Annotated in this window: 8 protein-coding genes; 3 read left to right on the forward strand and 5 right to left on the reverse strand. The window is 52.2% G+C overall.

Features of this window, described 5'->3' with window-relative positions:
- Positions 1 to 98 precede the first annotated feature (98 nt).
- The 3 genes from NTD86_RS15980 (at position 99) to NTD86_RS15990 (ending at position 6,079) form a co-directional block, all read left to right on the forward strand.
- Positions 99 to 2,072, forward strand: a complete 1,974-nt coding sequence (locus NTD86_RS15980; RefSeq protein WP_262203617.1) for a hypothetical protein — start codon at positions 99 to 101, stop codon at positions 2,070 to 2,072.
- A gap of 215 nt (positions 2,073 to 2,287) precedes the next feature.
- Positions 2,288 to 4,492, forward strand: a complete 2,205-nt coding sequence (locus NTD86_RS15985; protein WP_262203618.1) for an autotransporter outer membrane beta-barrel domain-containing protein — start codon at positions 2,288 to 2,290, stop codon at positions 4,490 to 4,492.
- A 141-nt stretch (positions 4,493 to 4,633) separates the two neighbouring features.
- A complete protein-coding gene (locus NTD86_RS15990; RefSeq protein ID WP_262203619.1) occupies positions 4,634 to 6,079 on the forward strand; it encodes a hypothetical protein in 1,446 nt (481 codons plus the stop codon).
- 45 nt (positions 6,080 to 6,124) lie between these two features.
- Here the strand turns inward: NTD86_RS15990 and NTD86_RS15995 are convergent, their stop codons facing one another.
- The 5 genes from NTD86_RS15995 to NTD86_RS16015 form a co-directional block, all read right to left on the reverse strand.
- Positions 6,125 to 7,225, reverse strand: a complete 1,101-nt coding sequence (locus NTD86_RS15995; RefSeq protein ID WP_262203620.1) for a fimbrial protein — start codon at positions 7,223 to 7,225, stop codon at positions 6,125 to 6,127.
- A gap of 73 nt (positions 7,226 to 7,298) precedes the next feature.
- Positions 7,299 to 9,815, reverse strand: a complete 2,517-nt coding sequence (locus NTD86_RS16000; RefSeq protein WP_262203621.1) for a fimbria/pilus outer membrane usher protein — start codon at positions 9,813 to 9,815, stop codon at positions 7,299 to 7,301.
- A 19-nt stretch (positions 9,816 to 9,834) separates the two neighbouring features.
- Positions 9,835 to 10,590 (reverse strand): molecular chaperone, encoded by a 756-nt coding sequence (locus NTD86_RS16005; protein WP_262203622.1) that lies wholly within the window; start codon positions 10,588 to 10,590, stop codon positions 9,835 to 9,837.
- Between the two features lie 74 nt (positions 10,591 to 10,664).
- The gene (locus NTD86_RS16010; protein WP_262203623.1) at positions 10,665 to 11,216 is read right to left on the reverse strand and encodes a fimbrial protein; all 552 of its coding nucleotides are present in this window, start codon (positions 11,214 to 11,216) and stop codon (positions 10,665 to 10,667) included.
- 212 nt (positions 11,217 to 11,428) lie between these two features.
- Positions 11,429 to 14,767, reverse strand: a complete 3,339-nt coding sequence (locus tag NTD86_RS16015; protein ID WP_262203624.1) for an RHS repeat-associated core domain-containing protein — start codon at positions 14,765 to 14,767, stop codon at positions 11,429 to 11,431.
- Positions 14,768 to 14,926: the final 159 nt, after the last annotated feature.

Raw genomic sequence — 14,926 nt, forward strand, 5'->3', positions numbered from 1 at the left:
TGTAGGAATAGTCGCGAGAATCCTTGTCTTGACCTGCCCATAAAGTTAACCGCGATTGATTTCTCAATAGCTAAACGGTGTTTAAGGGAGAGCGATTTATGGCACGTAAAGACAAAAAACAAGCATCGCAGCCAGCATGGGCTCATCGAGTATCAGGGCGAAATACTCATGCGGATTTCCCCGCCCCTGACCTGAGTTCTCTAACTATGCCTGGCAATCCGCCCGGCTTGCTCGCGAGGGCGTCGCTCGATAGTGGTATCACAATTGAAATTCCGGAGTGGAGCCAGTTACCTGAAGGTGATGATGAGCTGGAGTTCGTCAGGCTGCAAATTGCGCGTTCCGATAGTGCAGAGTGGAAGCAGGTTGGTGAGGCCATCTATACCCACGGTACATCTACCTTTCCTCTTTACATTACCCTGCCAGCCGATTTTTTGCTGGATGCTTCGAATGAAGGGCCATTTGCAATCCGTTATGAGCATGAGAATTGGACACAAACAATAGTTCGATCCTCTTCGGTCCCTATCGTTATCGACAAAATCCCACCGAACTTTCCAAATGCACCCGGACCAATGACGTTTGATTTTGGCATTGGCCCAATCTATGACACGACGCTGGATGGGTTGACGGAGATTGAGGGCACAATCCCGACCTGGACCGGGGCGGCAGAGGGTGACCAAATAGCATTCACTTGGGTCGTAGACAAATTGCCAGATGATCCAAACGACATTGTGCCAATTGATGTTGTGCCGGGGACGGATGGCAAGGTCAGAATTCCAGTCGATGTTATAAAGGCCTTGCCGGATGGCCGGTATTGCGGTGGTTACACTATTTGGGACAAGGCAGGTAACCGCAGTGCCGTCTCGTTATACGACCTCATACCCGTTGCGTTGGGAGATTTACCGGTTACGCCGCTCGCTACCCCCACAGTGCCGGAGGCTTCAGATGGCACCATTAACCGTGCAGATGCCATTGCAGGGGTGCATGTTGAGTTTCCACATATCACTAACGGCAAAGAAACTGACGAAATAGAGATTACCTGGGGTACTAAGCCTTTAGGATACAGAACGAGTGTGGGGCCCAATCCTGCTACGTTCAGTCTTCCCGTACCCGCAGTCCGTATGAAACAGGAGTACGGTGCAAGTACGGGAGAAGTGATGACGGATGTTTTATACACGGTCTATCGCGGATCTGTAGCGTTTGCATCCGGCAAGACTGAGGTTCCAGTTGATTTCTCTATGACTGGCCCGACGAATCCGGATTGGCCTAATCCCGTAAACCCGACGCTACTTTTCCCTGACGTATACGGTAAATCGGGCGTGAAAAATGAGCTCGTTGATACCGATGAAAATGAGCCGATTAATGCGCGTATAACATTGGTTGCACCCTTGGCTGATGGTGACGCTTATCAGGTCTTATGGAATGGCCGGCCTATTGGTGCGCCTTATGTCATTGATACGACTAATGACAGTGTTGGCGATACTATTGAGATTCCTCTCGATTGGGATGTCATCAGGGCTGAGGGTAATAGTCCCGTGATGCCCGTGCATTTCAATCTGAGTAACCCGGGTTTTCCTCATAATGATCAAGAGTCAGGTCGCAGTAAGGTTAAGATTGAATTCCTGACAATTACCTTGCCAATTGCGGAACCGCAAAAAGTTGTCGGTACTGTCACTAAGAGATTGGCCTGCAATTCATTGTTTTTTGAAGATGGGAAAGTTGGTTTCAAATATTTGATTCCACCAAGCGACTACTTGAGAGAAGGCATGACGGTCGATGTCGAGTGGAAGGCTTATACCACCTACAATTCTCCAGTAGAAGTTCCCGCAGCGGGCAAAAAAATGACATTAGGACCGATTTCTAAACAAGAGGAAACCAACGGGGTATTGTGGCTTATTGAGCCTTTTGACACTCATCTTCTTCCAACCTGGGGAGGAAGAAATAACCAAACAGGTAAGGGGGAGGTGATTTATACACTCGTCGTGGGTGGAGATCCGGTTAGCTCCTTGCCGTCCGATACACAAGTTGTCGTATCGGCCGGTACGGGGACCTGCGATTTGACCCCTACTCCATGATATTAAAAATCGGTTGCGAAGGCTGAAAGGTTCTCGCAACCATATTTATCAATATCGAGGCTAAGCTACTTTTTCGGAAAAAACTTACATGTAGATGGGTTTTTCCTTACATATTGATAAGAGGCTTCTGGATAGGATTCGCGCCTTTGCGTAAGGCCGTCGTCATTTTCAGCAAGGATGACATTGCGTTAATTCCCCCCCCTATGGAGTGCGTCATGAGTCTTTTTCAATTTTCCAGATTGAGCCCAATCAGCCTCGCTGTAAAAATCGTATCGATAGCTCCCTTTTTAATGCTCAGCGAACAAAGCATGGCTCGTGTGGTTAATGGCACAGAGTTAGATATCGATGCGTTAACTGCATTGGATAACTACCAACTTATTAACGGTGCTACCTTAAATGGTATTGGGGCCTTGACCGAAGACATTACGGTGACAGGTTCAACCCTTAACCTCACAGGGGGACAGGTGCAAGGCACGCTGGCGAATGGTGTCTCTTTGCAAGCGGGTACAGCGACTATTGTCGGCACCCGTATTAGCAGCGATAGAGTAGGTCTGGTTTTGAGTCACGACTCGGCTGGTCTGGTAGGAGCCACAGCCAGTGTGACCGGAGCCACTGTTACGGGTGTGCAATATGGCGCAACAGTCAATGGGCTGAGCGTATTAACGCTGGTTGGCAGTTCATTGGAGGGCACAGGTAGCAATGCGGCAGGCCTTCGTTTGCTAGATGGCACAGCCAAGGCCAGCGATAGCACCATCACTGGGGCTAAAAACGGCATTCGGATTAACTTCGATCCCAGTGTTGAGGGGCGCAATACTTTAGATCTGAGTGACGAAACGCATGTGGTAGGCCTGAACGGGTCAGCCATTCTTGTCGCAGGGTCAAGTTCTAGCACTTCAGCGGCTGATATTACTGTGCGTAATCAATCAACCCTGACCGGTAGCAATGGCACGTTGATGGAAGTCACCACCGGTGCCGAAGGCAATTTGACGGTAGATAACAGCAACTTGATTGGCAATATCGTGGCTGACGGTACTAGCACCGCCAATGTCACGTTGCAGAACCTGGCCACGTTGACGGGCAAACTGGAGAACGTTCAAAGCCTTGCGGTTAACAGTAATGCCCGCTGGATTATGGACGGTAACGCCGCTGTCGAAAATCTCTCACTGAGCGGGGGCGGTGTGCAGTTTGGCAAGCCGGGTGATTTCTATTCGCTGTCTGTAGCTAATCTGTCGGGTACCGGTGGTACGTTCTACATGTACAACAACTTCACAACGGGTGAGATCAGTACCCTGACGGTTACCGGTAATGCTAGCGGTAACCATCTGGTAGCCCTGGAAAGTAGTGGTACAGAGCCTGTGGCAGCAGGGTCGACGCCTGTTGTGCATATAGGCGCAGGCGACGCTTCCTTTGCTCTGGCAGGTGGCAGGGTCAGCCTGGGGGCGTTTGATTATGACTTGATCAAGCACGGCAATAACGATTGGTATCTGGACACAACATCCCGTGTTATCAGCCCCGGTACACAATCGGTGATGGCGCTGTTCAATGCGGCACCCACGGTGTGGTACGGCGAACTCAGCACCTTGCGCAGCCGCATGGGCGATATACGCATGGACCAAGGTCAGGCAGGTGGGTGGATGCGCGCTTACGGCAATAAGTTCGATGTCAGCGCCAGTTCCGGTGTGAGTTATCAACAAAATCAGCAAGGTTTATCGTTTGGTGCGGATGCCCCTTTACCCTTGGGTGATGGGCAATGGCTTGTGGGGTTGCTGGGTGGTTACAGCAAGTCTGATCTGGACTTGAGCGGTGGAACTTCGGGCACGGTCAATAGTTATTATCTGGGCGCTTACACGACCTGGATGGATCCACAAAGCGGTTACTACTTTGACGGTGTGCTCAAGTTCAACCGTTTCCAAAATGAATCAAAAGTTCAGCTCAGTGATGGCACCCAAACCAAGGGCCGCTATGACAACAATGGTGTGGGTGCGTCCCTGGAGTTTGGTCGACATATTGCGCTGGCCAATGAGTACTTTGTTGAGCCGTTCACTCAATTGTCAGGCTTGGTTGTGGGCGGTAAGGACTACCACCTTGATAACGATTTGTCTGCTGAAGGTGAAAATACACATTCGCTTTTGGCTAAGGTGGGTGCAACGGCGGGGCGTAACTTTAACCTGGGCGAAGGTAAAGTGGTGCAACCGTATGTTCGAGCTGCCTATGTTCATGAGTTTGCCAATAACAATAAGGTTGAGGTTAACAACAACCTCTTCAATAATGATCTTTCGGGCTCGCGTGGCGAGTTGGGCGCCGGTGTAGCGGTGACGCTGACTGATACAGTATCCGTGCACGCTGATTTTGATTACAGCAATGGCGACAAAATTGAGCAGCCATGGGGCGCAAATGTGGGTGTGCGTTATAGCTGGTAAGCCTGGTTGATTAATGCCGAATACTGCTATTTCTATCAGTGTTCGGCAGGCGTCAAGTGGTGTTTAATGTTCAAAGCAAGGTGGCGAGTACATTCATCCACTGAGCCCCTTAGTTCTAAAACTCAGAAAGGGTAAACGTTAATGCCATTAATTCCTGCGGTCGCCCTACTGCCACAACCTACAACAGATCCTGCGCCATTAGCCAATATAGATGGGGGTGAAACTAACCTTCTAGCCCGAGCTGCCTGGAGCGATCCCCTCAATCCCCTTAAGGTGAAGTTCGAACCTTGGGAAAACTCTAAACCGTCAGAGGACGATCCTGAACAAATTCAGATTTTTCTAGGGACGCTTGAAATTGGTAAAAAGGTATGGACGGAGCCTATCGATACAAATGATCTTTTTGTGGCCATTGAGGCTGATAAATTACAGAATGGGGAGCACAAACTTAATTATTTAGTCACCATCTGGAGTCAAACGACTCAAAGTTCTGAATCTTTCACTATCACCATTGATAAATCTCCCCCCCAACTGGCAACTCCCAGCACCCTTATTTTTCCCTCCGAAATTAGCCCTCCTAACAGCATCAGCGCTGCTTATCTGGATGACCCAGCCAACAATAATCAAGTTGTAGCCACGCTGCCTGACTACACCGATAAAAAGGTGGGGGATGTTATTACCTGGTACTGGGATACGTCGCCCAGCGGTCAGCAAGTTGTCGATACCAAGACGCTGGTGCTGGCAGACCTGAGTCTGCCGCTGCAGGTGGCATACCCAGGGGATTTGCTGCGTAGGGCTAATGGTGACTTCTACGCCTCGTACCGAGTGCGTGACCGTGCAGGTAATGGCGACGATGTGTTAGCCAATCCGCAGCTATTAAAGGTCAATATTCGCCCCCCCACCCCGCGCAAATACCCAACCGTCAAGGAGGCCTCGAGCAGTAATGAGCATGGCGTGCTTGCGCCTTTTCAGGGGGCTGATGGCGTGACCGTTGTGGTGGCGGTGACAGAGGTTGACCCCGGCGAGGAGGTGCTGGTGGACTTTATCGGCGCGGCAGGGCCTGGCTCTGTGAGCGGCGTGAAACCCACCACGGCAGGAGGGCTTGAGTTCGCCATCCCTCCCTCTGTGGTCGCGGCAAACATTCCTGTGAGTGGGCTTGGTAATGCGGTAGAGGTGCGTTATTGGGTCGGCCAGGATGCTTACCCCTCGCAGGTTTATACATTGACCATTAATGCTTTTGCTGCAGGCGTGCTTGGCAGTATCCATTGCAGGCAAGCACAAGTCGGCTCGCCGGCGACGCTGGCCAAAAAAGATGTCCCTTCAGCAGGCGCAAACCTGGAAATCAGGAAATGGGCGTACCAGGCCCCGGACCAACTGATTAAGGTATGGGCGGTTACTTCAGGCAATGAATCCTATTTTCTGGACGCCGTAGCGCAAGGTGCTGATGGCACGTTCGAGACATTTTTGCCCAAAAGCTACGTTGATTCTCTGCCCTTAAACGCCATTATGACGCTGCATGCCAGCATCAGTTTTGACGAAGGCAAGCAGTACTTTGCGTTTAAAACCGAAGCGTTGAAAATCATTGCCTAGGTTATGAGCCCGTGTTGCCCGGCAGGGCTGATCGGTCGGGCCGATTTATTTGTAGGTAATGGTGAATCCTAATGCGCCATCTGCCGAGCCTCCTTCGACATCAGCACTGGGGGCGGTCTGGTAATAGCGTGCGTTGAACTCCAGCAGCATGCCGCCCGTGGCTGGGATAGCGGCCTGCAGCACGTCAGTCTCCAGGGGAACCGGGGTAATGGCGTCGCGCCCCAGTACTTGAATACCAACCCCTTTCGCGGCGGAGGGGCCTGCGAGGCTGAACAGACCCTGAGATGCATCAATGGTGGTGGATCCGGCCGTGGGATCCAGGCGTATATAAGCGTTTGTCACCGTGCCCCCGGGTAATGGGTCGGATACACAAGAGTTCAGCGCGATAGTGAAAGTGACTGCATCGGTGGTATGCCCTTCGCCGGTAAACGCTGAGGTTGGCCAATCCTCCAGTTTGACGGGGTCGGCGCTGACAGGATTGTTTGACAACGTGCACTCCGCTTGAGTGACAGAACCGCTCAAGGTGACGCCGAAAGCATTGGGAAGACCGCTGAAGGAACCTTTGACCAACTCCCTGCCAGCGTCCAGCGGTTGCAAGCCCGGGCTGATAGGTCCGGTTTTGATCAAGGTTACAGTGCCCTGCAAGATTGCGTGTTGAAGGGCGAAAGGGATGTTGAAGTCGATGTAGGCATCAAATGGCACCGAACTGTCAGGGCCGCTTAGTTTCCAAAAGTTAGGTGTTAATCCGTCATACGGGCTGCCGAATGTGATTTGGGCCCCGACTCCGGCAATGTTGGTCGGCAATATGTCACCTCGGGTTGTCACGCCGTTCCTGCGCAGTAGGGGGCCGGGTACAGCGGGCACGCTATTGGAAGCGTTGAATGTCAGACGGGCAGTGCCGTCGTTTTCGCAGAAAATGTTGTTGCCACCGCCACTGGCAAAAAAAGGTTGCTCAATCGGGCCTATCGGGTCACCTATCTGGGCATCTCTGGGTACATATAAGGCATTCACATTGGCTGTGTATCGAACTGGCCCCGTTCCAACTCCCCAAAAACACGTATTGCTGGCCGCATAGGCTGGGCCTGTGGCTATGAGCGCGCTGGCTGCCAGCACGAATACTACGCCTGGAAATGATTTGAGCGACATACGGTGTTTGATCCTGGTTAAAGCAACGCCAGGCACTGCAAGCTGCCTGGCGTATGATTGAACGAATAGTGAATTAGCGGCATGTCAGGTCTTGAACTCGATAGCCCTGTATCAGAGGAATGCTCTGGACATCTATGAGTAACTGGCAGTGCTGTGCGCCGTTATTGCCCCAGCGGACGAAGACAGTTTGCTGATCTTGAACAGTGCTCAGCATGACTTGACCGGCCTGGCCGACAATGGCGAGTACTTCGCCCGTGGCATTGCTGACCTGAGCGCCAAAGGGCAAGTTCGCACCGTGGATGTCGCGTGTGTTGAGCACCACTCGCTGGACTCTGCGTGCAGCAAAGCTCGCCTTGATCACAGCTCCGCGGCGAGGTACTACTTGAGCCACACCGTTATCAATTTCGACATCTGGATCCAACTGGTCGGTATCGAGAATGACGCGGTTAATCCGGTAGGGTTGTAACGAAGGGATAAGTGCATAGCCGTGCTGATTGGTCTTGGCAGTGGAAGCATTGAGCAGACCGACTCCGGCGATATCCGGAACATGAATCAGACCGCTGGTTTCACCCAGATAAGGGCCTGCTTGCAGCCCGTCGGCATGCAGCAAAAGTGTGCCGCTGGCGTTAAGCGAAAGATTGGTATAGTCGGCGCCTTGAGCAAGGCCTGCACCCACGCTGGCAAAAGAGGCCTGATAGCCCAGAGACAGTTCAGTGCTTTTTTGCTGGTTTTCATCACTGGCCAGAGAGGCCCGATAATTGAGCCGGTCTTGGTCGGTACGGCCTGCCAAAGAGGCACGCTGACTGAACTGCCCAGCGCTTTCGCGTATATCGTAAGTCGCCGTTGTTGAACGCCCGACACTCAGAGGCATCGAGATACTGACACCGAGTTGGCGTTCATTGAACTGGTCGTCGTTTAACGACTGCGAAGCGTAGAGGCTGTAGTTGATCGATTTATAGCGGGAACTGAAATTCAACTGAAATTGACGTTGCTGGTCTTCCGACTGCCAGTAGTTCTCTTGGGATAAGGTCAGACTCAGTGAACTGTAGCGCCCCACGTCCTGAAAGATCGAGGCTTCCAGCAGGCTGCGTCGGCTTCCACGAAAACGCTGATCGGCGCTGCGCTCACGCACAGTTTCGCTAAAGTCTCGATAACCTGCGGTGGAGTAGCGATAACCTGCAAAGCGCAGATTTGTCCGGGTTTCAAACGATTTACCGTATTTGACCGCATAGCTCAGCCCCTGAACGGTACTGCCGCTGTTATTGCGATCAATCTGAGCGTCAGAGCGTGTCACATCAAATGACAAGGCACCGATTGCGCCCAGGTTTTTACTGAGCCCCAGTGTGCCGGCCTTATAGAAATCGTTGCCCATCAAACCGCCGTAGAGTGTGGCGTTCCACCCGATCCCTGTCGCCAGCGTCCCTTGCAATATCAATGCATCATCCTCTGAAAAAGACGGTGCGTTGTAGCGACCCATACTGGTGCTGTAGCGCCAGACGCCTTCGCGCAAAAGGTTATTAAGCGTGGCGTAGGGCTGAGTAAAGCGGCGTACCTGGCCATCGACCCCGGTCAGGATGATTTCCAGCTCACCGCTGCCTGCGCCTGTGGTGAGGTCGTTGATCTCGTAGGGGCCTGCACTGACATAGGTTGAGTAGATAGGGAAGCCGTTTTGACGGATCTCGAGTCTGGAGGGAGTGAGTGCCACGCCACGCACGATCGGGGCATAGTTTTGCTGTGAGTCAGGCAGCATGCTCATGTCTGATGCGATCTGGACACCCCTGATCGGGATGCTTCTGAATACATCGCCCGGAGTAAAGGTTTCACCCAGGGTCAGTTGCGAGTGCGTGCCGGGTAGGTCTCGTTGCAGGTAGGTGTAGGCACGTGACCATGTGCGCTCCCCTTGTGCATCGCTGCGAAACGTATTGTTGCTGCGCAAGCGCCAGGCGCCCAGGTTCACGCCGCTGTTCAAGTACAAGTCGTGACTGTTGTTTTGGCCGATCTGGTCGCTGTTGCTTTGTTGCGCGGATACTTGATAGCTCACGAACGCTGAGTTGATACCGTAATCCCAGCGTTGTGGGTCGACATAACCGGCGACGTCACGACGCATGGCTATTTGCGGGATTGAAATGGACAACTTAAGCGTGCTGTCATCCAGTTGCGCGGTCGCGCCGGGAATAAGGCGTTGCAGATCGACACAAGCACCCAGCGTGGCTTCAGGTTGCTCCAGGCTGTCTAGTTTTACGCCGATATCATTAAGCAATTGGGGTGACAGACACGGCGTTAGCTCGTCGTTTTGATCATTTGCGGTGAACTCGATTTCCCGAGTGTCGAAGACGTTCTGGTTGGCATGAATACTGACCAGGTAGCGCCCGGGTATCAGATGCTGGCTAGTGGACAATGCGAGCAAGGCCAGTTCACCGGCATCGCTGCTGTGAGTGTCCGATTGACGCATGAATGAAGACTGAAACTCCACGTCTGTGGCGGCCTGTGCTAAATCAGCCCTCCCTGCGACAACACTGGCGCCGGTCAGCAAACAACAATGAAGCAAGCGATTAACCGGGGTCGAGCGACCGTACGTTAAAAAAGGCATGAAGTAAGTCCGCGCAACGTTAAAGATCAAGGGCGACGGGCAGCGTCATGGGGGGGGTATAACCTCCAAAGTCAGTGATCACTGAAAATTGTACTTTCATGTCCTGACCCGGTTTGAACCCGTCCAGCTCATACGTCTGAGTGGTTAAGGGGAGTGCCATTGAGGTGTCTTTTAAACTGACGGTCTGTTCGTGTGCACTGAGTTCAATACGGACAAAAGACACATGGAAAGGGCTAGGATTGTTAACGATCAGGTGTGCATGGCCGTCAATTTTACGGATAGACCATTGCAAATGTTGCAGGCTGTCCAAAAGCGTATTGTTTAGCTCGGCAGGTCGGTAGAACACTTTTATTCGCGTACGCAATGCAATATTTAATTGGTTATTATCGCTGGCTTCTCGTTGCGGAATTTCTTGAACGTTGAAATAAAACAACGATTCGCGATCGCTGGGTAATGTGTTGGGCAACCCGTTTATTTGTACATGTTGTTCTTTACCTGCATTCAAGCGAAACAGGGGGGGGGAGGTAATAAAGGGAACAGGCGTTATTTGATCATCGGCAGCCGTATTGATCCAGGTTTGTACCGCGAAGGGTTTACTGCTTGGGTTGGATACTCTGACCGACACATTGCGCTTGTCGCTGTCGAATATTACGCGGGTGCTGTTGACGGTCAGCGCGCCGTAGCTGTTGGGGAGCCAAACGATAATAACCCCCAGCAACGCGCAGGTCAGTGCACGGTTTGAGAACCGTGTACGGGTCTTAGGAAAGCTGAGCATAGCGAGTCTCTTGAATAAAAAGAGGGCGTTAAACAACGGGCGATTAAGCCCGTTGTTTAGTTCAGAGGCGGGTGTCAGTTGACATCAACGCGGAATTCGGCGTCGGCATCAGCAGGGCCCGCAGTTACTGCGCCTGCGGTGGCGATATAAACTGCGGTGAAGTACATCAGTGTTGGGTCGGTTTCACTCAGTGGATAGATTGCCGAGGCGTCCCCACTTTTCAGCAAGGTGCCGGTATTGTCCTTGATCGCTACGGCCACGCCAGTCGCCGCTCCTGCTACGGGTTTGATGCCATAGTAGTCACCGCCTCCGCCTTGTACCGAGCGGAAGGTTACCTTTGCATTGAGTTTGGCAGGATCAAGCACGCAGCTGCTGCCGGGTGTAATACGCATTTGAAAGCCTCGACCGCCGCCTTCACTGCCTTTACCGTTGAAATCTCCTGTATCGACTGAACCGAGCGTTACAAGGTTACTCACTGCACCACTTTCAGGGTTGACGATTTCAATAGGGCAGGTCGCACTACTGATCTTTCCGGAAAAGTTGATGGTGCCGTCAAAGGCGAATGCTGAAGTGGCTGCCAGGCTCAATGCCAGTCCGAGCGGAAGTGCAAATAAAGATGTTTTCATTTTATGAGTGCCTTTATTAAAAGGTAATGATGTGGAAGTGCACGGGTGTGGGTGTTCACGCTAGTGCCAATTTATGAAAGCGCTGGGATAATAATGGGGGATAAACAGGAGGGATATGAGAGAACTCTCATTTATTTGGCGAGGGTGCGAAGTGTATGGCACATAAATGTGTGAAAAAAGCGGGCTCCCCATTGGAAAAGGAGCCCGGATTGTTATTGCCCTGCAGCAAGTTGCATCGGTATGCGGTAGCCTAAATTCGTTCTGATTTCTCCGACGCTCCTAGCTGGAAACTCTCCATCTGTAACTATTTGAGTAACACTACGTGTCTCACCATCAAAAGTAGTCGCCACTTTACTGTTTTGCTGTGCCTGAAACTCCTTAAATGTAAATTTTAAATTACTCGTGGGTTTACTCGGGGCAGCAACTGTGGGTTGAAGTGTTTCAATATGCGGTACTGAGTTCCTTGGCAAAGTCGGCGCTGGCGGGATTAAACTTACCGAAGTCGGTGGTGAGGCACCAGTTATGGAGTGTGCAATGTCATCGCTCGTCTTAACAGCCCCGCCTCTAGAGTTGCGGCCCACTTTTGTTGTTCCTCCCATCATGTTGCTGATGTTTTTAGCGGAGCGCTCGATGGCTGTCAGATAACCTGTTTTTGCAGCCGCTTTTGCCTTGAGCTTGGCAGCGGTTTTGATAACGCTAAAAATACCGAAAGCAGCAAACACCACATCCAGGCCGCCGGAGATAAGAGAGCTGGTCGCGTGTGATTCTCGTTTTCTGAGTTGAGTTGCTTGCGTCGCCATAACGCCCTCATAGATCCCGTAGGTACCTAAACCAATACCTACGCCTGTGAAGACGAATGTGCTTGTTATGGCTGCAATACCCACGGGGGGGGCAATGACAACCGCCGCTACTGACAGAGCAATACCGATGGCTGAGAGTATTCCCCCGAGCAACCCCATGGTGTTGGTTTTGCGATTGGCATGGCCTGTCGGGTCAACATAGTTGATGGGGTCTCCAGCGCAATATACATAGGGGTTTACCCCACCCGCGCCAAACGGGCTGAGCGAGTCCGGGCTATGAAAGCGCATCAGTGTCGGGTTGTACGCCCGATACCCCAGACCCAGCAGATACCAGCCACTTTGTTCGTCTCGCACTTCACCGTTGAAACCGAGCAGGCACTGCAGGTCATCATCCGGGCAGCGTTCACCATAGGCACCATAAATGGCTTTACGTAGTTGGTTCTGGCCGCTTTCGGCCATCACGCTGTTTTTACTATCGCTCAGTAATAGCAGTGTGTGTTCAGAGCTGCCTTGCTCTTGCTGGCCCAATGGCTGGTCGTTGAAGTAAAGATAGTGGGTTTTGGTAGTCCCTTGCTCTGTTCTGCACAGGCGATCGTCCTCATAAAAGCGCAGGGTTTCGGTTTGCGTGCCACGTGTGACGCCCAATAAGTGGTTGTGTGCGTCATAGCGGTACTGGCTCACCAGATTGCCGTCAGCGTCGTTGACGCTGAGCAGCCGGCCCTGGGTATCGTAATGCAAGCTTTGGCCGTTTTCGTCGTGCAACAGGTTACCGTCTGCGTCGTAATCCAGGTTGCAGACAGGTGGGTAGGCAGGGTGGCTGTGGGTAATGCTGACCAATTGGCACGGATCATTCGCGGCAAAAGTGCTTTCGGCATCATCGTAACTGCCGTCTGCAAATGTTGTGTACACCGCAGTGACATTGTCCAGCGCGTCGAAGCCAAATACTTGTTCGCAAATCGCATTGCCGTAGCGATCTTTAGGCAGGTTTGTGCCTTCGCAGTTGTATTGCACCATGCGTCCGCGTTTATCGTAGGTGAAGGTTTCCAGCAGCTCGGTTTGGTCATTGAGTTGCAAGTGACGGCTTTGCAGTTTGCTATCGGCTCGATATGCCTGGGTGATGGTTTGTGTGGGGTGGCCTGCGCCCAAGGTCATCTTTCTGATTGTTTCCCGGCCTTGGTCGTCGTAAGTCAGTTCGGTTAATAATGTCTGCTGGTTGGCTTTATTCTGGGCGCTGACCGTGCACACCTGACCTAATTCGTCATAGCCAATAGTTGTGAGAATATCGCCTTGCTCAACGCCTTCGATACGAGCTTTGTCGTCATAGGTGTAGGTACAGTCCAAACCGTTGATTTGAACGCGGGTCAACGGTCGTCCGTTCAGGGATTGGGTGTACTGAGTTTCCCACTGTTTGCTTGTACCTTGTTCGGTCCAACGCTCAGAGAGCACTTGGCCATTGTTGTTGTAAGCAAACTCATGCAGACCCGCAACGTTTGTTGACGAGGTTAATTGCGCACTTCGTCTATCGTAGTCAAAGCGCGACTCCTCGCCACCTGCTGTGATGATTGTCGGTGTGTCTACCAGACCCGGCTCGTATGTATAAGTGAGGATATTTTTGCCAGCGGTGAGCATGTTGCTCACCTGAGTTTGGCCACCTTCATAAAAGTACTCCTGAAAGCGAGGACCGACCTTTACGGTTTTTTTGCGGTCCAGGCCATCAAATGTCTGAGTGCCGATGAGTTGAGTTTTTTGGTCAGCCACCACCTCAAGGCTGACGGGTAATTCCTGGGTGCTGTGGGAGGCATAGGCGCGGTGAATTTCGGTGTCATCGGGCAAGACGGTTGTCTGTAGCCGAGAGAACGGATCGTAGACAAAGCGTGTGATTTCGCCCATGTCGTCGACTTGTTCGACGCAGTTACCCAGACCGTCATACCTGAACTCACGTGTGCTGATGGTTTTACCATTGGCGTCCAGTGTCTCGATTTTGTCTTCTTTATCGAACAGGTTAAGCGTGACGCGGCTTTTGCCAATGATTTTGGGTTCTGCTCCGGCGCTCTGAGTCCAGCGGGTTAAGGTGTGTTGGGCCTGATTGTTTTCGGTAATTTGAGCCACGCCATCAGGGCCTACGACCTTGAATTGCTCGCCCCAAGCGTCGTACTCGTAAGAGCTGGACAAGGAAACGTTTTTATCAGCTTCCCAGTCAATAGTCGTTTCGCGGATCAATTGCCCCAAGTGGTTGTAGACAGCGCTATAGGTGCTGCGGAACAACTCGGGGTCGCCACCCAGCGCATCGGCGTCCTGGCGTTCTTCTTTAAGCACTCGATTAAACCCGTCCAGCCAGGTTCGGGTTTCAACGCCGTGAATGTCGGTCGTGTATTGCACTGCCTGTTGGCCAGGTGTTCCATTGGTCAGTGCATAGCGATAGGTGCGTATGGCTTGGTATTGGGTGTCAGGCGCTGCTGTTTCCTGGATTACGCGCCCCAGAAGGTCGTACTGGTAGATGGCATGTGCGTCGTTGTCATCACGGCTTGAAAGCTTGGCACCGTCAAGAGTTGAGTGCTCTTCGGTGATGACTTTGCGTACCTGCGTACTGGGGGCAACCAGGTTTTCTGGGTCGTCAGGTATGTCATCAAAGCCAATCATGGTGCTTACGGTGCGCATGGCCATTACACCGGCACGGATGTTGGGCGTGATGTCATAGTCGTAGGTGGTGGTGCTCAGCGTCTCGACCTGGTTGTTCAGGGTCTGCTGCATTTTACTGAGACGCCCGTGCCGTTGTGCATCGTCCGGCGTATTGATGTACTCATGGGTCAGGCGCCGCAACTCTGTGGGTGCGAGGCCATCCATTACCTGTACCAGCGTTTCCTTGTGCAGCGCTATCCAGATTCCGCTTCCCGACAACTCTAGGTATTT

Origin of the sequence: Pseudomonas sp. 7P_10.2_Bac1 (assembly GCF_025465935.1) — a bacterium.
Classification (GTDB): domain Bacteria; phylum Pseudomonadota; class Gammaproteobacteria; order Pseudomonadales; family Pseudomonadaceae; genus Aquipseudomonas.